This window comes from Staphylococcus lugdunensis (assembly GCF_002901705.1).
GTDB classification, from domain to species: Bacteria; Bacillota; Bacilli; order Staphylococcales; family Staphylococcaceae; genus Staphylococcus; species Staphylococcus lugdunensis.
On sequence record NZ_PPPV01000016.1, the window covers coordinates 644,388 to 668,216 of the forward strand.

Annotated in this window: 19 protein-coding genes, 2 pseudogenes and 1 riboswitch; of the genes and pseudogenes, 5 read left to right on the top strand and 16 right to left on the bottom strand. The window is 33.6% G+C overall.

The features are described 5' to 3' along the window. Positions 1–296: 296 nt before the first annotated feature. Positions 297–662 carry a hypothetical protein gene (locus CD041_RS09835; protein WP_002479027.1) on the bottom strand — a complete coding sequence of 122 codons (366 nt, stop codon included), beginning with the start codon at positions 660–662 and terminating at the stop codon, positions 297–299. A 127-nt stretch (positions 663–789) separates the two neighbouring features. Further along, positions 790–890: riboswitch (TPP riboswitch) on the top strand. Positions 891–989: 99 nt separating this feature from the next. On the opposite strand from CD041_RS09835, the gene CD041_RS09840 reads away from it, so the two are divergent. Further along, entirely contained in the window at positions 990–1,904 is a 915-nt protein-coding gene (locus tag CD041_RS09840) for an ABC transporter substrate-binding protein (protein WP_070648124.1), read from the top strand. A 100-nt stretch (positions 1,905–2,004) separates the two neighbouring features. On the opposite strand, the gene CD041_RS09845 is transcribed toward CD041_RS09840, so the two are convergent. Together CD041_RS09845 and CD041_RS09850 are read right to left on the bottom strand one after the other, a co-directional pair. Further along, the gene (locus CD041_RS09845) at positions 2,005–3,171 is read right to left on the bottom strand and encodes an MFS transporter (RefSeq protein WP_103284525.1); all 1,167 of its coding nucleotides are present in this window, start codon (positions 3,169–3,171) and stop codon (positions 2,005–2,007) included. Between the two features lies 1 nt (position 3,172). Then, on the bottom strand, positions 3,173–3,634 hold the full coding sequence (locus tag CD041_RS09850; RefSeq protein WP_094449198.1) for a MarR family winged helix-turn-helix transcriptional regulator: 462 nt from the start codon (positions 3,632–3,634) through the stop codon (positions 3,173–3,175). Between the two features lie 160 nt (positions 3,635–3,794). Between CD041_RS09850 and CD041_RS09855 the strand changes: the two genes are divergently transcribed. Continuing rightward, the gene (locus tag CD041_RS09855; RefSeq protein WP_051575047.1) at positions 3,795–4,499 is read left to right on the top strand and encodes a tRNA-dependent cyclodipeptide synthase; all 705 of its coding nucleotides are present in this window, start codon (positions 3,795–3,797) and stop codon (positions 4,497–4,499) included. Then, positions 4,483–5,661, top strand: a pseudogene (locus CD041_RS09860) (cytochrome P450, cyclodipeptide synthase-associated). Before CD041_RS09855 ends, CD041_RS09860 begins: the two are co-directional and overlap by 17 nt. A gap of 409 nt (positions 5,662–6,070) precedes the next feature. Here CD041_RS09860 and manA read toward each other — a convergent pair. The 4 genes from manA to CD041_RS09880 form a co-directional block, all read right to left on the bottom strand. Next, a complete protein-coding gene (manA, locus tag CD041_RS09865) occupies positions 6,071–7,009 on the bottom strand; it encodes a mannose-6-phosphate isomerase, class I (RefSeq protein WP_002479029.1) in 939 nt (312 codons plus the stop codon). A 15-nt stretch (positions 7,010–7,024) separates the two neighbouring features. Continuing rightward, a complete protein-coding gene (locus CD041_RS09870) occupies positions 7,025–8,974 on the bottom strand; it encodes a fructose-specific PTS transporter subunit EIIC (protein WP_070648120.1) in 1,950 nt (649 codons plus the stop codon). Between the two features lie 79 nt (positions 8,975–9,053). Continuing rightward, entirely contained in the window at positions 9,054–10,916 is a 1,863-nt protein-coding gene (locus CD041_RS09875) for a BglG family transcription antiterminator (RefSeq protein ID WP_002460735.1), read from the bottom strand. A 228-nt stretch (positions 10,917–11,144) separates the two neighbouring features. After that, the gene (locus CD041_RS09880) at positions 11,145–11,918 is read right to left on the bottom strand and encodes a hypothetical protein (RefSeq protein ID WP_002479032.1); all 774 of its coding nucleotides are present in this window, start codon (positions 11,916–11,918) and stop codon (positions 11,145–11,147) included. A 269-nt stretch (positions 11,919–12,187) separates the two neighbouring features. On the opposite strand from CD041_RS09880, the gene CD041_RS09885 reads away from it, so the two are divergent. Next, the gene (locus tag CD041_RS09885) at positions 12,188–12,517 is read left to right on the top strand and encodes a hypothetical protein (protein ID WP_070648118.1); all 330 of its coding nucleotides are present in this window, start codon (positions 12,188–12,190) and stop codon (positions 12,515–12,517) included. A gap of 615 nt (positions 12,518–13,132) precedes the next feature. On the opposite strand, the gene CD041_RS09890 is transcribed toward CD041_RS09885, so the two are convergent. The 9 genes and pseudogenes from CD041_RS09890 to CD041_RS09930 form a co-directional block, all read right to left on the bottom strand. Further along, positions 13,133–13,897 carry a hypothetical protein gene (locus CD041_RS09890; RefSeq protein ID WP_070648117.1) on the bottom strand — a complete coding sequence of 255 codons (765 nt, stop codon included), beginning with the start codon at positions 13,895–13,897 and terminating at the stop codon, positions 13,133–13,135. Beyond that, a complete protein-coding gene (locus tag CD041_RS09895; RefSeq protein WP_070648116.1) occupies positions 13,887–14,225 on the bottom strand; it encodes a PadR family transcriptional regulator in 339 nt (112 codons plus the stop codon). The genes CD041_RS09890 and CD041_RS09895 overlap by 11 nt, the downstream gene beginning before the upstream one ends. A 145-nt stretch (positions 14,226–14,370) precedes the next feature. Further along, positions 14,371–15,573 (bottom strand): dihydrolipoamide acetyltransferase family protein, encoded by a 1,203-nt coding sequence (locus CD041_RS09900; RefSeq protein ID WP_070648115.1) that lies wholly within the window; start codon positions 15,571–15,573, stop codon positions 14,371–14,373. Positions 15,574–15,590: 17 nt separating this feature from the next. After that, positions 15,591–16,631 carry an alpha-ketoacid dehydrogenase subunit beta gene (locus CD041_RS09905; protein WP_070648114.1) on the bottom strand — a complete coding sequence of 347 codons (1,041 nt, stop codon included), beginning with the start codon at positions 16,629–16,631 and terminating at the stop codon, positions 15,591–15,593. Positions 16,632–16,646: 15 nt separating this feature from the next. After that, a complete protein-coding gene (locus tag CD041_RS09910) occupies positions 16,647–17,594 on the bottom strand; it encodes a thiamine pyrophosphate-dependent dehydrogenase E1 component subunit alpha (RefSeq protein ID WP_080606665.1) in 948 nt (315 codons plus the stop codon). Between the two features lie 88 nt (positions 17,595–17,682). After that, the gene (gene lpdA / locus CD041_RS09915) at positions 17,683–19,035 is read right to left on the bottom strand and encodes a dihydrolipoyl dehydrogenase (RefSeq protein WP_070648113.1); all 1,353 of its coding nucleotides are present in this window, start codon (positions 19,033–19,035) and stop codon (positions 17,683–17,685) included. A 503-nt stretch (positions 19,036–19,538) separates the two neighbouring features. Next, positions 19,539–19,844 carry a hypothetical protein gene (locus CD041_RS09920; protein WP_226952526.1) on the bottom strand — a complete coding sequence of 102 codons (306 nt, stop codon included), beginning with the start codon at positions 19,842–19,844 and terminating at the stop codon, positions 19,539–19,541. Positions 19,845–20,344: 500 nt separating this feature from the next. After that, positions 20,345–21,544: pseudogene (locus CD041_RS09925) on the bottom strand (MalY/PatB family protein). A gap of 513 nt (positions 21,545–22,057) precedes the next feature. After that, positions 22,058–22,567 carry an HdeD family acid-resistance protein gene (locus tag CD041_RS09930; RefSeq protein ID WP_041612285.1) on the bottom strand — a complete coding sequence of 170 codons (510 nt, stop codon included), beginning with the start codon at positions 22,565–22,567 and terminating at the stop codon, positions 22,058–22,060. A 298-nt stretch (positions 22,568–22,865) separates the two neighbouring features. Here CD041_RS09930 and CD041_RS09935 point away from each other — a divergent pair, with 298 nt between their 5' ends. Then, complete coding sequence (locus tag CD041_RS09935; protein ID WP_070648112.1) at positions 22,866–23,786, top strand: FAD:protein FMN transferase; 921 nt, start codon at positions 22,866–22,868, stop codon at positions 23,784–23,786. The last annotated feature ends 43 nt before the right edge of the window (positions 23,787–23,829 follow it).

Here is a 23,829-nt window from a genome sequence, read left to right on the forward strand (position 1 = left end):
AATAAACAAAATTTATTATAATATATATAAATAATAAAATAATATAGTCTGTACTAAATAACGCTCCATGTTATCGTTTTTTACGATTGAATTAATGTGTACTTATCGTTTTACTTTATTCAAACTTTACAACTTTTAAATAAGATTCGTGAGATTAAGTGTTTTCTCATTTTCTCTAGCAGTATCTTCACAAAAACAAAAATAAACATATTAACTATTAACTTTATTTCACAAATTAGTGAATCTTTAGCATTGTTCAATAGTTAAATATGCTTATCCGTCCTCGTTTCCTATGTTCAGTAATCAAATGGTCCTAATAGTATAAAGATAATGAATAATACAGCACTCAAAAATGTTGTCGGCATAAGCCACCATACTTTGGTGAAATGTTGGCGCTTAAGTTCAATCAATCCAATCATAGTAGAAAAACCCCATAAATCATCAAATACAACATTTCCAAATATATTCTCTGGTAGTAGCGCATCTAATAATTCAATTAAAAATGCTGCCATTAAACCAAGTTGGTAGCTAATCACTAAAATACGTCGCTGCTTAGATTGCCATTGTCGACTCAGACGCAAATACGCCCAAAGTATTATTACAAGAATGAACACCTCGATGATAATAGTTAAATAATACAAGTAATCATTGCTTATTAACATTTTAACCCTCTTAACATTAAAAAATTTATAAATATGTTCACTTTTAGAATAGGTCATATCAATGCATCATTCAATTATGATATACCAATTTTATTTACTTATGTTGTTATGTTATGTTGTATATGTAAATGATCACTAGGGGTGCAGTAATCGCTGCTGAGAGAAACTTTGTTTCAACCCTTGAACCTGATGGTTAGTACCAGCGTAGGAAAGTGAACCTTGTGCGTCATTGATGCGTAGTCCTTTTGACATCAATCTTTTTCTTGTTAAACACAAGCATTCACTTTTGCTACGTGAATGCTTATTTTAATAGGAGGAGAAAAGATAATGGATACACTAACAGTTGGTTTAGAATGGTTTTTAAATCCAGATCATATGCCGCTGATCATTGGCATTGAAAAAGGCTGGTTTGCAGACGCACAACTTGACGTACATATGATTGAGCCAGAAGCGCATTTCGATGCACTATCTGAAATTGAAAACAACAAAATGGATATAGCGATAACAGAACCTATTCACTTAGTTGAAGATCGTGCTAACGCTAAAGACGTTGTTGGCTTCGCACGATTCTTGCACACTAACGGTGGTGTCATGTTCAACAAAGATAAAGCAATAACTCGTCCACGTGACCTTATTGGAAAACGCTTAACCTATCCTGGGGCACCAGGCTCCGGTGGTATTGCAATTGTTAAAACAATGATTGAAGCCGATGGTGCTACATATCAGGAAGGTGATTTGATTCCTGTGAACAATAGCTTTTATCATACAGATGCCTTAGAGAAGGACAAAGCAGACGCAGCAACGTTAATCTTTGAAAATTTCGAAATAATCGAAGCAAAATTACGTGGCTTAAATGTCGATTTCTTCGCTCTTAAAGATTATAATGTTCCAGATTTTTGTCAATTAATATTGATTACCTCTCCACAACACCTCAAAATACAGCATGATAAATTATCACGTTTTATCACTGTCATTAAAAAAGCTATAGATTATATTCATCAACATTTGAATGAAGCGATTGCAATTTATTGTGCTTATACGCAAACTGATGTATATGATGCATTAAACCAACAAACCATACAAGCTACAGCCCATTGTTTTACTAATGATTTATCAATGAGCTCCGATTATTACAATGATTTACAACTATGGTTACACGAAAACGATAAAATCGTACAAACCATTGATTCACAACTTTATTTCACTAATGAATTATTATTCCCACGTTATCATCGACACTAATCAAAACCACCCGTTATAAGGGAGGGTTTGATTGTAGACAAACCTACTTTTTATAAAGGGGGGTTTGTCTTTTTATAATTTTAAAAATTATAAAATGAAATTACTTTTTATTATTGAACATCTCCTTAAATATTTCTGTATTAACATATATAAATATTGAGATTAGAACTAAAGATACACTTGCAAAATAATAAGGCATAAATGTTTGAGGCACCAATCCAATTAATATTGCACCTATAGTCATACCTATATATCTTACAAAATTAAAAACACCTAAAACCTTTCCTTTGATACTTTCGAACCTTTGAGATATTAGAGTTGATAGTAAGGCAGGAACAAGGCCGACAAAAAGTCCTAGTATAAAAATGATGAATGATAAAATTATTAAACTTAAAGTATTAAACAATCCAAATAGCAAAGTAAATATTGAAAAAATAATAACAGTGTATTTAAGTATAATTAAACCCTCATGCTTCTTTGAAATTCTTTTGTAGAACATACTACCTAATATTACACTAACTGTAATAGGTAAAAATAATACACCGGATATTCCTTCACCTATATTGTATATATTGTTTAATAATGTTGGTAAATAAACCAATATTGAGAAATAGGTGAAAAATATTAAGAATCCTAACAATACTAAAGTAATAAAAACTTTATCAGATAAATATTTTTCATTTACTTTTTCTGTTAATTTTCCTATTCCTTTTTCAACATTAGGTATATTTGTAAATGATATAATTAAAAATAGTATCATTGATATCGCAAACAAAAAACTAAAAATCCCCATATAATCCCATTTAGCACCTATACTACTGCCCAATATAGGTGCCAATGCTGGAGCACATGATAAAAATATTTGATAATTTGCCATTGCGGATGCTCTACCATTACCTGAACTTAACTTAGCCAATAAAGTTAAGGTTACAAGTGGAATTATTCCACACCCAATAGCTTGTACTAATCTTGATATCGCAAATAAAATGAAATTATTTGTAATAGCACAAACAAAACTAGATAAAATAACAATTCCTAATCCTGCTAAAAGTACTTTTTTCGAATCTCTAGAATCTATACTTTTACCTAGCAATATTTGCATGATGGCAACAATAAATATGAAACCACCAACTGTTACATTGATCCAAAATAAAGACACATGAAAATCATCATGTAATCTCGGAATGATAGGTGTATATATATTTTGAATTAGTGATGCGAAAAACGCTAAAAATCCTAGAATATATAATTTTATATTACTTTTCATTTCAGCCATTAGAATCAACTTCTTCTTTTTTTAGTTCATCAACACTTCTCTGTAGAAATTCAATAATTGTTTCCATTTCTTTATCATCGAATACTTTTAATACTTCTTCGTATTTTTTAACTGCTTTTTTATGTAAATCATCGTGTATAAAAGAAAGTTTTTCCCCTTTTTTTGTTAGCTTATAATAAATCTCCCTTTTATTTTCCTCATTATTCAATTCAACCACTAAATTCTTAGATAATAGTTTTTTTATGGATTTAGTAACTGCTGGTTTAGATAAATTTAACTCTTTGGCAAGAAATTTATTATTGATTTTATCATTTTTATCGATTAACTCTATGATATGAAATTGAGTTAAAGATAAATCAAGGTTTTCATTCTCTCTTCTATACTTTCTTCTTTTATCAGCATTTTCTCTTTCAATTATAAATTTCTGTAACATTAATATGACTTTTCTTTGCATATCCACTTTAATTCCCCTCCAATAGTTAACCAGTTAACTATATTATTGTATATTTTATTTTTATTGTCAAATGTAATTGCTCACATTATATAAATTTGGTATTATTTAATTGTTAACCAGTAAAATGTTTATGGGTTAACAATTAAATGGGGGGATTAATGTGCATAACTTTAAAGTAGACTTTTTAACAAAAAACTGTAAACAAATTTATCAGAGAAAAAGGCATGTCATTTTAGGTATAAGCCCTTTTACAAGCAAATATAATGAATTATATATAAGAAAAGTTATTCAATGGGCTAATTTAAATTTCGATGATTTTTCTATTCTATTAGCAGGAGAAGAATCTAAAAATCTTTTAGAATGTTTAGGTTATTCAACTTCTAAAGCTAATCAAAAAGTGCGGAAGGAAATCAAAAGACAAATTAGATTCTGTGAAGACGCAATCTTAAAATGTAATAAAACTATAACAAACAGAATTCATAGATTTTCTGATTTCAGACAACATATTTCTTATATTGAGATGTATGAGAACATCGTAAATCAATTCTATACAGACTCTAACTTCAAAAACAGTTGTTTAAAAATGTCATTTCAAGCCATTAAAAGTAAAGCCAAAAACCTTAATACATCTATTGAAATGACAAATGAATCTTTAGAATATGCAGCACAATATGTTTTGGCAGAACTACCATTCTTTCTCAACGCCAATCCTATAATTAATACTCAAGAAACTTTAATGGCTTATCATGCACCATGGGAATTAGGTACGAGTATTATAAACGATAAATTTAATTTAAAAATGAATGAAAAACAGGGCTATATAATATTAACTGATAGAGGGGATAATTATGTTAAAAGTGTCTAAAAGTATTTTCGACAAAGGATACGAAGTAAATCCTACTTCCTACTTCAAATATTTATGAGAAAACGATCCAGTTCATTATGAAGATTCAATTAATGCTTATTTTATAAGTAATTATAAAGATGTAAAGTATGCTCTTAAAAATAATGAAGTTTTCACTACTAAGACATTAGCCAAAAGAGCTGAGCCTGTTATGAAAGATAGGGTTCTAGCACAAATGTCCGGTCATGAACATAAAGCTAAAAAGAAAGCTATTTTAAAAGGGATGACTGGAAAATATCTTGAAAAATTAATACCTATATTAGAAAAAAGAGTTAATTATATTATTGACAAATTTATTGATAAAAAAGAAATAGATATAGTAAACGACTTTGGAAAAGTATTTGCAATTCAAAGTTCTATGGATTTATTGGGCTTAAACATTGAAGACTCAGAAAAAATTAGAAAATGGCATAATGGCATAGCTAAATTTATAACTTCTTTCAACTTAAGTAATGAGGAAATTAAATATTCATTAGAATGTAGTGATAAATTAGAAGAATATTTGATGCCTTTGATTAGAAAAAGAAAAAATTCTGCTAAAGACGACTTAATTTCTATTTTACAAGAATATAAAGATACTGAAATTTTAGCTTTAACTTTAAATATTTTATTAGCTGCAACAGAACCTGTCGATAAAACATTAGCCTATTTATTTTACAATTTATTGAATAACCCTGATCAATATCAAGATGTCATAGATAATCCTAAGTTATTAAGGGCAGCAATTACAGAAACCCTTCGTTTCAATTCTCCTGTTCAATTAATACCTAGACAATTATCTGAGTCTTTTACTTTGCACAATACACACTTGAAAACCGGGGATACAGTGATATGTATGATTGGAGCTGCAAACAGAGACCCTAACGCTTTCACTAATCCTGATAAATTTAATATTTATAGAAATTCTGAAAGTAGCAAGCCATTCACCACTCATTCTCAAAGTTTATCATTTGGAGCAGGAATCCATACATGCGTTGGTGCATCTTTCTCGTTAATTCAATTAGAAATGGTGGCAAATATTTTATTAAAACGATTAAAAAATATAAAATTAAAATCCATGCCTCTTGAAGAAAAAGGAATATATACTAGAGGACCTAAATCAATGATAATTAATTTTGATTAATTACAAATTGTAGACAAACCTACTTTGAAAAAGGTTGGTTTGTCTTTTTATGATTTTTAAAATATATTTAATAATCCAATAGATTCTTACAAACTTTGTTAATAGCCTTCACCAGCAATATATCGTATAAGTTTTTATTACATCAAAATCGAGACTGAAGCATAGAAATTTTGTTTTCTGAGAATTATATTATCACTAATACGAAGGTATAAGTAGTAATAAAAAGTTGAACATTAACATCACAAAAAAGCTTTTCAACAAAGAAACCCAAAACAGAGAAATGCTCCTCACGTGTATACGAACAATACGAGTTCGGTTAAATGATACAATTCGCAAAAATTTGAGGTACAATTTTCGCGAATTGCTCGTTTCAACTCAAGTCATCAACATTTTTGTCTCGACCTCGTCTTTATGGATGACTAACGATTAACGTGAGTTGTCCATCAAATTCGACGTCATAATCATCAGCTGTGATAATAAAATGACTGCCTTTGTTAATTGGCCATTGTTCTCCATCTATAGCTACAATACCTTGTCCATCTATCACAGATACTAGACAATAAACATGTGGTTTCTCATATGGTAACGTGCCATCAATTTCCCATTTATCTACTGTAAAGAATGCGTTTGACACAAACTGTGTCATTGACTGGCCGTGCTTGATACTATGTATCGGCACCGTATTAGGATTTTTCGTTTCAAGATCAATAACCGCCTTACTCTGTTCCAAATGAAGTGCACGTAGTTGTCCATTTTTATCTTTGCGATCATAATCATAAATACGATAGGTCGTGTCTGAAGATTGTTGTGTTTCTAGAATCGTTATCCCGGCCCCAATGGCATGTACAGTTCCAGCCGGCACATAGAAAAAATCACCTGCTTTAACCGGAACGTGTTTAAATAACGTGTCAAAGTCTCGTGCATCAATCTTCTGGGCTAACTCAATTTGATTATCTGCATGAACACCATAAATAATTTCTGCACCTTCCTTAGCACTGATAATATACCAGCACTCTGTCTTACCATACTCGCCTTCGTGTGCTAAAGCGTAGGCATCATCCGGATGAACTTGCACAGATAATTTATCATTAGCATCCAAAATCTTTGTTAACAGTGGAAATTGGCTGCGTTGATCTTCTCCAAATAATGCGCGATCTTCATCCCATACTTGCGTCAAAGTCTTTCCTTTATGCGGTCCGTTTTCAATAATGTTCGGACCATTTGGATGTGCTGAAATCGCCCAACATTCACCAGTAGTATGACTTGGAATATCATAATTAAATTGTTGTTGTAAGGCACGACCTCCCCAAATGCGTTCTTGAAAAACTGGTTGTAAAAATAACACCATGTCCTGACGCCTCCTTTATAGTTGTTGTAACATGTGATATATATCTGCTGTTGATGCTGCTTCAATAAATTGTTTACGTGTAGCATCGTCCATTAAGGCTCTTGATAAACGTTGTAACAACTTCAAATGTGTATCATTACTATGATTTGGCACAGCTATTAAGAAAATAATTTGTGGTAATGAACCATCTAGACTATCCCACTTTACACCTGTTTGATGCTGTAATACTGCCACAACAGGTTCTTTAACTGCAGCTGACTTGGCATGTGGAATCGCCACGTTCATTCCTATTGCAGTTGTCGCTTCGGCTTCCCGCGCTACAATAGCATCTTTTAAAGTTAAACAATCATTAATATAGCCATGTTTATCCAATTGCTGAATAAGGCAATCTATTGCTTCATCACGCGTCATAGGTGTTTGGACACGTTCAATCAACTCTTGATGAAAGATTTGTTGTTCAGCAGTATTTTTATTGTCAAGATTTTCATTTACTGACGATTGTGGAGGCGTAGTAACTTCTGTGGCTAACGTTGTTTTTGCCTGTGTTTCATCAACATTAATGGCAGGCGTTTTACGTTTTAACAATAATACAGTCAGCGTTGTCACGATACTACCAACAATGACTGCTATAAAGAACCAAACAATATGGTCGATACCTCCAAGTACTGCTACAATCGGACCACCGTGCGCGACACGGTCACCCACACCACCTAAAGCTGCAATCACTGCTGCCACCATTGCGCCAAACATATTGGCTGGGATAATACGCAATGGATCTTGTGCTGCAAATGGAATTGCACCCTCAGTAATACCAAATAATCCCATTGTAAATGACGCTTTACCCATTTCTTGTTCTGATTGATTAAATTTATGTTTTTGGAAAAATGTAGCTAGACCTAAACCTATCGGCGGTGTACACACAGAAACTGCGACCATTCCCATAACCGTATAATTGCCTTCAGCGATCAAAGCCGAACCGAAAAGAAAAGCTACTTTATTAACTGGGCCACCCATATCAAAGGCAATCATTGCACCAATGACTAGTGCTAAGATAATGATATTTGTACCTTGCATACCTTTTAGCCAAGTGGTTAACACACTAAAAATACTCGAGATTGGCCCTCCGATAACAAAAATAAAAATTAAACCGACAACCAATGAAGCTAATATCGGAATAATAATAATTGGCATAATTGGTGCCATCGCTTTTGGAACTTTAACCTGTTTAATCCATTTAGCAACATAACCAGCAATGAACCCTGCAACAATGCCACCAAGAAAACCGGCACCTGCAGCACTACCATAGAAACTACCATCCGCTGCGATAGCACCACCAATCATCCCGGGTACTAAACCTGGTTTATCTGCGATACTATATGCAATATATCCAGCTAAAATCGGTACCATAAATCCAAATGATAATTTTCCTATATTTTCAATTGATTTCCAAAATGTACCATCATGCACCACTAGGCCTTTAGATGATGTTTCTCCGCCTAACGTCAAAGCAATCGCTATCAGCAATCCACCTACAACTATAAATGGCACCATAAATGACACACCATTCATTAGATGTTGATAGACCATTTGCACGCCACTTTTTTTATTTTCATCATCTACCACATCATGTTCGTTTGTTTCACCGTGATGATGATAAATTTTAGCGTCATGATCAATGATACGTTGAATTAATGCTTGTGGATGATGAATGCCTTCGCGCACATTTTCATTAATTAATCGTTTACCATGAAACCGAGCCAAATCAACTTGTCTATCAGCTGCAATAATAATGCCATCTGCCTCACGTATCTCCTTGGCAGTTAACACATTTTCTGCTCCCACGCCGCCCTGTGTTTCAACTTTAATATCAACACCCATCTCTTTAGCTGCTTGTTCTAATTTTTCTTGAGCCATATATGTATGAGCAATTCCATTCGGGCAAGATGTAATCGCTAATATTTTCATTTCAATCACGCTCCTCAACTTAAATTGTAAGCGATAACATTAAGGCATTAAAAAAGATAATTGCCACTAGTACCGGCAATTATCCTTGTATTAATCCGAAAATTTCTTGTTTAAATGCAACTTCGTCTAAGCGACTCAAGTGTTCTACAGCTGAATCATCTAATTGAGCTAGTACGTGCATCAGTTGCTTATTCATGTGTATATCTTGAGGTGTAATGGCTAAGAAAAAGACTAACTTGACCTCATGTTCTTGCCAATAAAAACCCTCACTATGTTTAAAAATTAGAACATGTGACTTTAGCACCTTGTCTGGATCTCCATGTGGCATTGTTACACCATGTCCAATATAGGTGGATGATGCTTTCTCACGTAATAATGCTGTATGAATGTAATCCTCTTGCACTGCATGACATGCCATTAAAATATCATGTGCACGATCAAATAACTCAGGCAAACTTTGATATGACTTAGCTGTAATCACTTTAATAGGAATTGAACTCATATCATGGGAGGTTATGGTTGGATTAAGCTTTTGCTTAACCAATGATTGAATTTGATGTTGATCCTTTTCTGATAATAATGGAGATATCTTTATGACATCAACATATGATGGTACCTCAACATCTATATCATGTGTCATCACTAAAACGTCCACACCTTCAAATGAATAAGTAGCCAAATCATCATACTGAAGCGTATCTTGCACTTTAATATGTCGATTTAATGTTGTTAATTTCGTTTCTAATAGTTGAGAAATACCTAAGCCATAGTAGCAACAAATAACCATATGAACACGCGTCACTTCATTTCGATCAATGGATGCTTGAAAATGAATGGTTAAAAAGGCAATTTCATCTTCACTCAGCGTAATATCCGCTCTTTGCGACAGTGTTTGAACAATGTCAAATAATACATTAAAGACATATGGGTAGAGCGTTTTGATTTCACTCGTCAATGGATTATTCATATACACTTCTTTTATAATCCTCAAATACGTACGACTAAAATGTTCCGTTAGATTGTCTTTTAAAATAACATCTTGACTAAATGGAATATGCATCTTTGCTTCCATTTTTAAAATTAATTGTTGAATATAACTATCAATAAATAGTTTTTCGAACGTTAGCTCAAACTTATTAAAATGATAACCGATGAAAAAAGAGAATAGTTGGCTTGTATCATCATTTAAGTCATAGCCTAAACGATGATTAATTTCTTCAATAATTCCTCGTGAAATCACTAAGGCTTCTTCATTTAAATGCCAAGACTGTGCATTCGACTGATGTCTTTTCATAATTAAAATAAGATGGATCATCAATTGTTCTATTTGTATGTCGGATGTAGATAGTTGCTCCGCTTGTAAATTAGTTTTAAAAATCTGACGTATTGTACAAACATGTGCTTCGGGTAGTTCATTCAGAATCAAATCTTCCACACGTACATGCTGTGTTGCTAACTGATTCAAATGTAAAATTGCATTATTTATTGCAGTTTCACTACCTTCTACAATAATACCTTTTCTTTTTTTAATATGTATATCTACTTCAAACTTGTCACACCACATGCGCAAACGCTCTAAATAATCCAATAATTCACGCTTTGTGAAACAAAATTGTTGTTCCAAATCTGTCAGAGTTACGATGGTATGATGCATCAACAATCGATAACCCAGCTGCACTAGATGGTTACTATCCTGCAAAGAAAATCTTTGAAGAGCCGCTTCGATATCTTCAATCGTGTAACGCGCCGTATTAAGCGTATATCCTTTAGCCTTTACACTTATAATCAGTTCTGCTAACAGTGACATATTTACAATTTTAATATCATTTCGTGCCGTCCGATTCGATACATTTAAATACGTTGCAATCTCATCTGACGTTAAATAACTCGATTGATTATTTAAAAATAACTGTACTAATTTCAATTGTCGATCAATCATCATTCACCCTACTCTCTATCTCAGGATTCGTTGTTGTTTAATGAGCAACCGTTTTCAAATACTTATTGTAGCCTGGAACAAAACGGAAAGCAATGAAGGATCTAGTAATATTTATATAGGTCTCAACACAAAATAATAGCACAAAGATGGTTTGATATTAGAAATCATCTTTGTGCTTCTTACGACGAGAGCGGGACAGAATTCATAATAAATTCGTAGTCCCGCCCTCTATTAAAAATTTCGTTTATTATTATTTCGTTGTTGAAAATACCGTATTACTAAAATTTTCGCCCTATTATTTTCTGTTATAAGATCATCATTGATAAATGCTAGAATACCTGTACTAATCAAGCAATAAACACACTGTGCATATGGTATAATACGATTTAAAAATATTGGACTTCCACCTGTAATATATGAAATACATACCATTATGCTCATCATAAAGGTTAATATAAGCAGACCCAGCTTTTTCTTCTTATGCGGATGGGAAAAAAGATGCATTCGTATCATATGAAGTTTGCTAAATATACATGCAATTTCTTCGTACATATTCCCTTCAAAATCATAGTATCTATAATGAATACATTTATAAAGTGCTCGTAATGGATAATCTACATTTTTTGAAGCAAGTTCCTTATTTATATCTTCTACTGTATCTAACCTTAATTTGTTTTCATAAAATTTTCTATTTAAACCTCTCTTGATAAACCATCTACCTTGCAAATCCCTGTAAATTATAAAAAAGTTTAAGCATGTCTGTATTAATACGATCCATACCATTATATTTGATAATATCAATGCACATACGATAGCAATTAGCATAATTTCCAAAAAATCATTCTTTAAATTTAGCAGTATTTTTATTTCTATAGCTAATGGAAAGCAAAAAATACCAATGATAACAATTGAATTCAAAAAGAACATAAAATAGTAGTCCCATTTCTTTTCAAAATCAAGAAACTTGAGCATGAATTTAACCGTGCTTTTCAAAATTGCTAGCATGTTCTTGCCTCCAGTAATTTTATTCCATGTTTTAATCTTTATATATACGTAGATGTCTTATTGACATAACCTATGATGCTATTATTAGTAACATTCTAGCATATCTCATTTTATATTTTTTATTATATGTATTCAGCACCCCAACTTGCGTTGCCTGGTGAATTTCTTCTCGAAATTCTCTTTGCTGGGGCCCCTGTCCTTCATTACTTTCATATCTTATTAAGCTATGATACGTTAGGGTTATTCTTAGTAATAAGGAGTTGAACAGTTTGAATCAAGAAGCATTAAATCATGAATTATTGTTAATAAAACAATCTATCGATATGTTACGAGAAACATTAGCACCTGACTTAAAAACTCGTGACTTAATGCTATTGCGATACGGCTATACTGTGAATGAAACGCGTGAACTTGATCGTTATTTCTATGAGTTATTTCAATCTAAAACGTCTGTTTCTTTTGAAGATTATCATCAAAAGGTATGTAAAATTCGAGGTTTACCTCACATTTCGAAAATTCAAACGGAAGATATCTTAATTGGCTACAAAGCGAGTGGCCTTTATACACAATTAATGTCTGAAATCTTGCGAAGTAAATAAGTTTTCTTTATTATTACAAATTGAATAACGCGCTACAAATCCAACTAATTTTGTAGCGCGTTATACTCTGCAGAGCATCGATCGATGTGTCGTTGGAACCTCAGTGATTTCAACTTTTTGACTATAGCTTCATACACAAATTCTTCACTTGTGTTAAATTTAGCAACTCGAAAGTTGCTATGTTTTGATTATATCGCAGTAAACCGCTTGTGCACGTCCAAAATAACGATTATTGAATAGTTGATATAATTATATTTGAAAGTGTTAAATTTACAACTATTTTCGTACAATTTTATTGTATAGATTGTGCATTATATTCTCAATTTTTATTCGTCAAGTCACAATTGCAGAAGAAAAATAAACTACACAACTAAAATAATTAGAAATTAGGCGACACTTTTTGTAAATTGTCTATTAATTCTTATAAAATTACTCATATTTATTGCTAAAACACCACTATAATCCCATAATATTATGTATAATAATAGTGTAGCGATTTTATAGTAAGTTTTGAGTCTTATTATAATAGATGTTGTTCAGACATCATCCAAATAAAATCAGAGCCATGCAATACTTAACTTTTAAGTATCATGACTCTGGTTTTTATATTTCAATTTATTTCGATTTATTAGTACGGCTTTCTTTCCAAAACTGATAGATGTTAAAGGCGATAAATACGAAAGTCAATATAACTAAGCCTATCACAGAAATATAGATATATTGTGAGTTGTCTTTAGCAAACAAACACGCAACAATATTAGGCATACAAAGTGCTAAAATAATCAGTGCATACATTTTTTGCTTTAGTAAAATACATGCTAACATAACTGCAATAAGTAAGACTATCCCTAAAATAATACTTTGCTGTTGATTCAATGTCACGATGTTATAAATCGGAAATTTTCCTGTTAAATACGTACTTAATACCATTAAGCCAAAGATAGGAAAACCAGTCAAAAAGGCTAAAACATAAAGCCTCTTCTTATCTCCAAATTTTAAAATAAGCATTTTAATTACATACAATCCTACAATGACATTGATAAAGAAGATAAAGAAAATATTTAAAATATAACCGACACTTAATGTAAATGATTTAGTAAATAAATCTGGGATAGTAAATACGGCAATCATAAAGAGAATAAAGTAAGTCATATACTTAGCCAATTGATTAGCAAACGGCATATGCCGTGCAAAGCGATTGGCATAATCTTGTACTGGCGTGTCAATAATATCGCTCACATCTTTACCTTGCTGTTCACATATCGTTAAATGATCTCTTAATTCTTCATCTATTTCATCAATTTGTTCTTCACTTTTACCTCTAAATAACAATTCTACTCTAAGTTTAGTTAAAAATTCCTCTGACTGTTTACTTAACATTTATTTCACTCCCGAATAAATTTGTCATTCCAATATTTAAATATTGCCATTTTTCTTTAAAACGTGTTAATTCGTCTAAACCACTGTCAGAAATTGTATAATATTTGCGTTTAGGGCCGCCATTATTGGATTTACGTGTTGTGGTATGCACATAACCCTTTTTGCTTAGACGTAGTAAAACTGGATAAATACTCCCATCACTAATTTCTGGAAATTGATTTTCTTTCAATTTTTCTAAAATTTCGTAACCGTACGTTTCACCTTTTGCAATTAAGCCTAAAATTGCACCATCTAAAAGCCCCTTCATCATTTGATTCGAAACAGACATATCTATCACCTTTTTATCAACTATCTTGTAATATAAGATAGTACATCAAATTCATTTTGTCAACTATCTTACAATAAAAGATAGTAATTTTCCAAAAAAACACCCTCAATCCATTTAACCAATGCATTGAGGGTGTGCTGTCCTATTATAAAATAAGTAAATATGGATTTTCGATATATTTTGCTAATACTTTTAAGAACTCTGCAGCGCCTGCGCCATCTAATATTTGATGATCGAAAGTTAAACTTAAAGGAATACGTGACACTTGTCTCAAACTATCACCATCTAATGTGACTTCTTTCATCAATGCACCAACACCTAAAATCCCTGTTTCTCCTAGATTAAGAATAGGCGTAAAGTATTCAATACCACTTGTACCCATATTCGTGATGGTGAATGTTGCACCACTCAATTGAACATCATCTGTGTGACCATCACGTACGGCTTGAGATGTTTTTTTAATTTCTTCAGCGAGTGCACCAATGCTTTTCGTATCAGCTTCATTAATAACAGGTACCATTAGCCCTTCTTCTAATGATGTTGCAATACCTAAATGAACATCCTCATATTCCAATAGCTCACCATTGTCATAGCGTGCATTCATTGCGCCATAGTCTTTTAAGGCAAGTACAACTGCTTTAGCTAAGAGTGCAGTTACAGTTAATTTCACATCTTTATCTGCTTGATTTAATTCAACGGTTAATTTGTCTTTAAAATCAAGTAGACAATCGGCATCTACTTTGCGATGTAATGTTAATTGGGCTGTGTTAGCTAAACTTTCACGCATATTTTGTGCGATGCGCTTACGCATTGGATTTAATCCTTCTCCAATATTAGTAACATCAACGTTTTTACTTGTTTGGACTGATGTTTCAGTAGCTTTACTGTCATCGTAATCATAACCCTGAGCTTCTACGCGTTGAATGTCTAATTTGGTAATACGTGCATTTCCACCTGTGCCTTTTATGCGATTAATATCTAACGCTTTGTCTTCAGCCATATTGCGTGCAAGTGGTGAAATAAAGATACGCGTGTGTTGTGGTGATTTTTCCACATCTGCAGTTTCATTTGTTGACTCAGTTGAACTTGAGCTATTATCTGTAGCTTCGTCTGCATCACCAATGATTCCAAGAACACCTTTAACTTTAGCATCTTCTCCTGCTTGAACCTCGATTTTTAGCAATGTTCCTGTCGCTGGCGCTTCAATATCTTGGGTTAATTTTTCTGAGCTAATGGTTGCTATACTATCACCTTCGTTGACATCATCACCTTCAGCGACAAACCATTCTTCTACAGTACCTTCTGTCATTGTCATACCTAGCTTTGGCATAATGATATTTTGACTCATTTATGTCACCCCCTCATTTATGATTTAACTTTTCTTAAGTCATCAACTAATTCTGCTGCAATATCTAATACTTTATCTGCATTTGGAATATATGCTTGTTCTAAGTTTGCTGCGAATGGTACAGGAGTATCTGGCGCCGTTACTTTTTTAATTGGACCATCTAAATAATCAAAAGCACGGTCGCCCATAACCGAAGCAATATCTCCTGCAACATTACATTGTGGGTTAGATTCATCAATCACAATTAAACGTCCGGTCTTTTTAACAGATGTTAATACAGTTTCTTCATCCCATGGTGAGACAGTGCGTAAATCTATCACTTCAACGGAAATATTGTCGTCTTTTAAACGATCTGCGGTTTCTTCGGCTACAGCAACCATTTTACCAATTGCCACAATGGATAAATCTTCCCCTTCACGGACAACACGTGCTTTACCTATATCAACGGTATAAGGTTCCTCTGGCACATTTCCTTTTTGTCCAAGTAATGTTTTATCTTCTGAAAATACGACTAAATTGTCATCTTGTACCGCCGCCATTAATAATCCTTTGGCATCATATGGGTTTGACGGAACAACTACTTTTACACCTGGTATCGCAGCAAACACGTTATAAAGTGATTGAGAATGTTGTGCCGCTGCACCTGCACCAGCCCCATGAACTGTTCGCACGACAAGTGGAATTTTAGCCTTACCGCCAAACATGTATCTCATTTTAGCGCCTTGGTTTAAAATAGGATCTAATCCAAATCCTAGAAAATCATTAAACATAAGTTCTGCAATCGGACGCAAACCTGTAGCTGCTGCTCCCACTCCTGCACTTAATGTAATGTGTTCTGCAATCGGTGTATCAATGACACGATTACGGCTATATTTTTTCGCTAATCCTTTTGTCACTCCAAATACGCCGCCAAAAGTATCATCGTCATTAATGTGCTTAACGCCTGCACCACCAGAGACATCGGTACCAATGAGAATGACATTTTCATCTTGTTCCATTGATTGATCAATCGCTTCGTTAATTGCACCCATAAATGTTAGCTTTCGCGTTTCAGTCATAATGATATCCTCCTTTTAGGCAAATACATCTTTATATAATGATTCGACATCTGGTAAATCACTGTCATCAGCATATTTCACGGCATCTTCAACTGCTTGTTCTGCAGCTTTTTCAATGTCGTCAGCTTCGTCTTCAGTTAACCAACCTTCTTCAATCGCTTGCTTTCTAAATTCTTCGGTTGCATTTTTATCAGCATTGCAATCATCTGGTGATTTAACCTTTTGTTCGTCACCTTCAAAGTGACCATATTTCCGATAAGTATCACATTCAATTAGGGTCGGTCCTTCACCTTTTTTAGCACGCGCAACCGCTTCTTCTGTCGCTTCTAAGACTGCCATGACATCCATACCATCCACACGTACACCTGGCATGTTATATGCAGAAGCGCGTTCAGCAATTGTCTCTGACGCACTGGCATAATCATGTGTTGTACCTTCACCAAATTGGTTGTTCTCACAAACAAAGATAACCGGTAAATTTAAAATAGACGCAAAATTAAGTCCTTCGTGGAAATTGCCTTCGTTTGCAGCGCCATCACCAAAGAAACATACAGCCACATTTTCTTTCTGCTGGTTGCGAATAGAAATACCTGCTCCGATTGCTAAACCAAAACCGCCACTTACAATTCCATTAGCACCTAACATACCTTTATCAATTTCGGCTACGTGCATAGAGCCACCCTTACCATGACCTAATCCTGTTTTTTTACCCATAATTTCTGCCATCATGCCATTCAAATCACAGCCTTTCGCGATGGCATGGCCATGACCACGATGGGTACTCGTGATGTAATCATCATCTTCAAGTTGTGACATGACACCAGTTGCAACTGCTTCCTCTCCAACATATAAATGGACAAAACCAGGAATTTTACCATCACTGAAAATTTTGTGCACTTTTTCTTCAAAATAGCGAATTTCATTCATTGTCTTATAAATCCAACGTGCTTGTTCTTTTTCCATAACTCATTCCTCCTCATATCCTCTTGATAGTGGTTTGCTATGTCCATTTAGTCATCGTCGTTGCTTTAACTAAACATCATGGCATATCTCACATATGAATCGCCTGATTATAATAAGCATCTGCACCTTCTCCAATCGCTTCCAACAATGCCGGATGGGGTTGAATAATTTCACTCAGCTCAGCAATCGTTCCCTCAGATGCTTTAACACCTAGTAATTCCCCAATTAAATCGGTAGCATGTGGTCCTACTATAAATGCACCTAGTATTTCTTTATATTTTTCATCTATTACCAACTGTACAAATCCTTGTCCTTCACCTTTAATTATGGCTTTAGCATTTCCTTGAAAACCAGATGTCGTCACTTTCACTTCGTAACCTAGCGCTTCAGCTTGTTCAGCTGATAATCCTACCGATGCAGCCTCGAGGCGTGTATAAATACAGCGAGTAATATCTTCTTGTTTAATTGTTTTGGGCTGCATTCCAGCTAAATGTTCAGCTACATGTATACCATGAGCACTTGCGGCATGCGCTAATTGATAACCAGATGTTAAATCTCCGATTGCATAAAGATGTGCTTTTGATGTTTGATAGTGCACATCAACTTGTAGGTACTTACCGTCACGACTCAACTCCAAATCATTTACAATTTCGATGTTTGGTTGACGCCCTGTTGCTACTAACAAACGATCAAAAGAAATCGTATCTTGTCCTTTTAAATGCAATGACTTTTTCTCTACCTTTTCAATATCTGCAGATGTAATAATTTCAATCCCTTGTGACTCTAAATGTTCTCTCAACAGCGCTCTCACTTCATCAATTTCAGTAAGCAATATATCATCTGCTACTTCTACAATGGTTACTTTGACACCTAAATCTGCCATGGATGATGCCAATTCTGTAGCAATGACGCCACCACCTATGACTACTAATGATTTAGGTAACGCTTCCATATCAAAAAACGTATCTGTGGTTTCATAATCAACGTTTTCTAAACCTGGAATAGGTGGTACAAATGGTCGACTGCCTGTTGCTAATACAACATCTTGTGATGACAATGTTTCATCATTTACTGTAACTGTAAGATCAGAATTAATTTTGGCTTCTCCCTTATAATAACTAACCTTATTTTTCTTCAATAAATGGGTCACACCACTTGTTAATGTTTGTACAACTTGTACTTTACGTGAAGTTAATTGCGCAGCATCAATCGTCAAGTTTGATGTGTGAATACCCCATTCATCTGCACTTTGAATGTCATGCACTTTCTTACCATGCTCTAATAAGGTCTTGGATGGAATACACCCAACATTAAGGCATGTACCACCAGCATTATTCTTTTCTATGATAGCTACTGTCTTACCTAATTGTGCCGCACGAATTGCTGACACATAACCACCTGGACCGGCACCAATAATAATCACATCATACTTTTCTGTCATGAATGTCCCCCCTTTTGTTCACAATGTTTTATGACTTAATATACAATGACTAGTGTTTCTAGAAATAAGAAGATTTTTGCAAGCGTTTTCTTATTTCTTCACCACCATTTTACGCCCGCGTTTTTGAATATTCAAATAAATATATATTTTAAGTTATTGTTAATTTAAAAATAAAACAAGTGGACCTTAATTAAGTATCGCAATTCATAATTGCCAATTTGAGAAATAGCAACCTTGCTTAGTCAATTTTTTATACACTTTTTTAATCCCAGACACATACACAAATGCTTTTCAAAGAAGCAAAATACTGCCGGTTCCTTTTCAGCGTTTAACACTTAGTGTAATGCCTCATCTATGTTTTCTATAACATCAAAATAATTGCATTAAAAAAGGAGCAGGATAGAATTCATTATGAATTCGTAGTCCAGCCCCGGCATGATTTAAATATGTATCTCCAATCTTTTTTAGCAACGTCAAAATTCAACTTAACATTGTTATATCTTCTATAACTTTAAATCCTTACTTTCATTTTCAGCGTGTTTTTTCTTACGATCTTCTTGAGCACTTACCCATTGCCCTAATAAAAAAAGCTCTGCAATAATTGTTAAAAGGATGGTCCCAATTAATTTCAATCCTAAAATCCCTGTAATATGCATATAAACAATTACTGCCAAGGTAATAATTGGAATAATTAATCCAAATCGTTTTTTTCCTGTACGTGATAATAAATATTGTGTAGCAATAACAGCAGAAGCTAATAGCACAGGTGTTATTATTTTTAATATTTCCATAAATGTTCCCAACATCATCAACCTTTCTCTTTCTTGTTATTCAACCCCAAAAACATTTTCGCATCATTTAAACTCAACTTTTCTTCAACTTCTAAGCTATAAACATTCTTTACTAAAGGATTTTCAATTGTATCATCAGCGCATTTAACTCGCTAGCTCATATGTGTTAAGTAGCTGCTTAACAGTAGGATAATAAACATCATAGTATTTAAATAATGCATTTAATGACGCAAACAACAGTACCAATTTTTTAATCAATTTAAAATCTGTTTAATCTTATTTAACTATCCAACTTACACTATGACTGTAATTCATACTTATTCCTTCTAATGTGCAATATATCACAATTTTGATGTTATTAAGCTTAAATTTTTCTTAATTGATGTTTAAACTTTGCTTATGTCTTATCGATATAATCATAAGAAATATGCCTTTCACAAATTAAAATAAGGTGCATCCCTAACAGTCAGATCATTGTCCAACTTTTGAGATGCACCTTAGAAAAATGATGGTTTCAACTATGACATAAGTGCTGCTTTAATTTTAGTTAATCCTTGCTGTAACACTGTTCTTGGCACAGCTAAATTAATTCTGATATGACCATCTGCATTATGTACAAACTGTTCTTGACCTTCGATTATCACGCCTGCCCGCTTAATAAAATACTTCGCCATAGGTTCAGAAATATGCTGCTGCGTGATATAATCACTCAAATCTATCCAAGCCAAATATGTTGCTTCTGGGATTTTAAATTTCGCATTTGGAAGCTCTTGTTGTAAAAATCGTTTTAACCATTCAAAGTTGCCATCTAAATAAGTATTCATAGCTTGTAGCCAATCTTCACCTTGTTCATAAGCAGCTTGAGTTGCTGCAATACTCAATGGATTCTCACTACCAAAATGTTATTGCTTCCATGTATTTAATAGTCCTTTATGCCTAATAATTAGATTTGAAAACATAAGCCCAGCTATGTTAAACGCTTTGCTTTGTGACATGGCTGTAATAACTTTATCATAGTCAGGAAGAACGGTCGCAAATGGTAAATGTTGCATACCTTTTCTCATTATATCGCAGTGAATTTCATCAGAAATTAACCACACATCATGTGCTTTCATAATATTTCCGAAGCGTTCTAATTCCTCACGTGACCATACACGTCCAGATGGATTATGTGGATTGCAGAAAATACATAGCTTAATATTATGTTGTACAATTTGACGTTCTACATCATCAAAATCAATGCGATAATACTCCTCTTCGTTGATAAGTGGTGAGTAGTGTACCTCAACTTGATTCTCATCACATGCCATTTTAAATGGACCATAACTTGGCGTTAAAATAAGCGCATAATCATCATTGTTACAAATATAACTTACTAACTCTATCAATCCGGCAACGATTCCATGAGAAAAGACCAATTGCTCTTGCGGAAAGTGATAGCCGTAACGTGATTGCGTCCATTTAACAAATGCGTTGTAATAATCCACATGGAATACTTGTGTGTAGCCTAAAATTTTTTGATCTAAACGACGACGAATGGCATTCAGTACCACGTCAGGTGTCGCAAAATCCATGTCCGCTATCCACAAGCGAATTAAGTCATCAGCATGTTGTAAATCTGACACATCTGCATTACCAAATAAATATGGCAGATAGCCTTCAACATTCATCGCATTGGTTGAACGTCTATCAATGATTTCATCAAAATTATATGTCATATCAGTACCTCCGCTAAGTCTTTATACCGATTATAGCCTATTATTTTCTTTTATTCATTTACAATCCATAACAAGTGAAAAGACAGTGTGGAACATAAATAGAACGGATTAAAATTGCAACGCCAAAATCTTTTTATCAAGTATAGTTTCCACAATATCATTTGAACGCATAAAAACCGAAGTTTTATTAGTAGCAGATGTTGCATCATGTTACCATGCTTATTTCTTAAAAAACTTCGCCGTAAAACGACACATGAATACGTAATATATATAACAAGACACCCGAGAATACAGTGTTCGACAAAGACCGCCCCCCCAACAAAGAGAATTTCGAAAAGAAATTCGCCAAACAAAGCAAGTTGGGGTGAAGAGATAGCACTCTATGCATACGAGTCAATCATACGACGTATTATGAATAAAGAAGCCAGTAAATGAGTTTTTGTAAACTCATTTACTGGCTAAATTTCTAGTGTTTATATCACAATCTGTTCAACTATTATAAATAATTTAAATTTAAGCCAATCCATCCACGATATACATTACGCCTATGATGGTAAAACTTATGCCAATCATCATCGATACAATGACCATTCCCATCATTGGATTAAACAGCAGAATAATACCAAATAGCAAACCAAGCATATTGATCAAAATTGATAGTCCTTTAAATCGCCCTTGTCCTGACAATGTCATTAAACCAATGACTGAGCTAATCACAAACCAAACGGCAAACATGTAGATAAAAAAGGCTGAGCCTACACCAACATTGAACATGACTAGTAGACCAAATATAATGTCAATTATCGCCATAAACGTTGTTAAAGTGCCACTACCAGTCATCGCCTTGGCTGCTCTTCTGAAAAAGAGCCCTAATATACCATTAATCACAATAAATACACCAATTAGCCACGTTAAGGCATAAAAATTTTTAACCGGATGACTAAAAATAATAATAGCAGTAATCAATAATAGGGTTCCCATAATGAGACTTGACCATTTTAATTTGTCATTTTGATTACGCATCATTCACACTCCTTGCATTTCCGTTGTTTATGTTAAGGCCAATCCAATAAGCAAGCCAAATATAAAACAACTTATTATTTATCTACTAAATACCCCTATAACACAACTATAATCATGACATATCCACTAGTTAAACAATTAAAATACATTAAGAATTACTTATTATGATTATTAAAAATAATAGCATAATATTATTATGACATTTTAATGACATCAATCATTTATTATTGTATGCATGCTATGATAATAATTGAACGTTGACAAAGTTTCGAAGCAATTTAAAAAGGAGGGCTGTCTATTGAACAAACGGCAAATTAAGGCAATGGGAACCCTCATACAACTATCTATCAATCACGATGATGCAGAATACTTATTCGATTTCGCTGAAGCCAAAATTAGAGCTTGGGAACAACGTTTTAGCGCGAACAATACCCAATCAGAGTTGATGGCAATCAATCAACAAGCCGGTATTCGTCCAGTTCAGGTACATCCTGAATTGTTTCATCTTATTAAAAAAGCACATCAAGCATCAATGTCATCCAATCTAAAATTAAATATTTTAATTGGTCCCCTCGTCAAGTTATGGCGAATTGGCTTTGAAGATGCTCAATTACCCACAAACACAGAAATTCAACAACGACTAAGACGCATTCAACCACATCACTTATACTTAAACGATGCCAAACATGAGATTTTTTTAGCACAGCGTGGTATGGAAATCGATTTAGGTGCAATTGCAAAAGGTTATTTTGCCGACGAATTACAAGCATTTTTTCTTCAAAATGGTGTAACTTCAGGCATTATCAATCTTGGGGGTAATGTCATTACAATTGGCAGTCCTGCTACACACAAAACTTGGCATGTAGGTATTAGAGACCCATTTCATCACGATGGATTACCATTATTAACCGTAGAGATACAGCAACAATCGGTCGTGACATCTGGTATTTATGAGCGCTATTTCTATCAAGATGGTCAACTGTATCATCATATTTTGGATAGTACTACTGGCTACCCAGTGAACAATGATATTGCAAGTGTTACGATTATTTCTAACCATTCTATAGATGGCGAAATTTGGTCAACGCTATGTAGCTTCGGCTACGCGCAACAGAATATTGATTTGTTAAACCAAATCGACGGAGTTGAAGGAGTGATTATACGCAAAAATCATGACATCTTGTTTACACATCAATTAAGAACAAAATTGCATTTATAATCTTTGCTCATAAGAGCATATATTTTTTACATCATATTGTGAA

What these genes read in the sequence shown, in the direction of transcription:
- CD041_RS09890 (WP_070648117.1), bottom strand. Translation starts at nt 13,897, where the DNA reads ATGTTAAGTAAACAGTCAGAGGAATTTTTAACTAAACTTAGAGTAGAA.
- CD041_RS09875 (WP_002460735.1), bottom strand. Translation starts at nt 10,916, where the DNA reads ATGATGATTGATCGACAATTGAAATTAGTACAGTTATTTTTAAATAAT.
- CD041_RS09870 (WP_070648120.1), bottom strand. Translation starts at nt 8,974, where the DNA reads ATGAAAATATTAGCGATTACATCTTGCCCGAATGGAATTGCTCATACA.
- CD041_RS09850 (WP_094449198.1), bottom strand. Translation starts at nt 3,634, where the DNA reads ATGCAAAGAAAAGTCATATTAATGTTACAGAAATTTATAATTGAAAGA.
- manA (WP_002479029.1), bottom strand. Translation starts at nt 7,009, where the DNA reads ATGGTGTTATTTTTACAACCAGTTTTTCAAGAACGCATTTGGGGAGGT.
- CD041_RS09900 (WP_070648115.1), bottom strand. Translation starts at nt 15,573, where the DNA reads ATGAGTCAAAATATCATTATGCCAAAGCTAGGTATGACAATGACAGAA.
- CD041_RS09845 (WP_103284525.1), bottom strand. Translation starts at nt 3,171, where the DNA reads ATGAAAAGTAATATAAAATTATATATTCTAGGATTTTTAGCGTTTTTC.
- CD041_RS09920 (WP_226952526.1), bottom strand. Translation starts at nt 19,844, where the DNA reads ATGATGTTGGGAACATTTATGGAAATATTAAAAATAATAACACCTGTG.
- CD041_RS09930 (WP_041612285.1), bottom strand. Translation starts at nt 22,567, where the DNA reads ATGCGTAATCAAAATGACAAATTAAAATGGTCAAGTCTCATTATGGGA.
- lpdA (WP_070648113.1), bottom strand. Translation starts at nt 19,035, where the DNA reads ATGACAGAAAAGTATGATGTGATTATTATTGGTGCCGGTCCAGGTGGT.
- CD041_RS09880 (WP_002479032.1), bottom strand. Translation starts at nt 11,918, where the DNA reads ATGCTAGCAATTTTGAAAAGCACGGTTAAATTCATGCTCAAGTTTCTT.
- CD041_RS09895 (WP_070648116.1), bottom strand. Translation starts at nt 14,225, where the DNA reads ATGTCTGTTTCGAATCAAATGATGAAGGGGCTTTTAGATGGTGCAATT.
- CD041_RS09910 (WP_080606665.1), bottom strand. Translation starts at nt 17,594, where the DNA reads ATGGAAAAAGAACAAGCACGTTGGATTTATAAGACAATGAATGAAATT.
- CD041_RS09840 (WP_070648124.1), top strand. Translation starts at nt 990, where the DNA reads ATGGATACACTAACAGTTGGTTTAGAATGGTTTTTAAATCCAGATCAT.
- CD041_RS09905 (WP_070648114.1), bottom strand. Translation starts at nt 16,631, where the DNA reads ATGACTGAAACGCGAAAGCTAACATTTATGGGTGCAATTAACGAAGCG.
- CD041_RS09835 (WP_002479027.1), bottom strand. Translation starts at nt 662, where the DNA reads ATGTTAATAAGCAATGATTACTTGTATTATTTAACTATTATCATCGAG.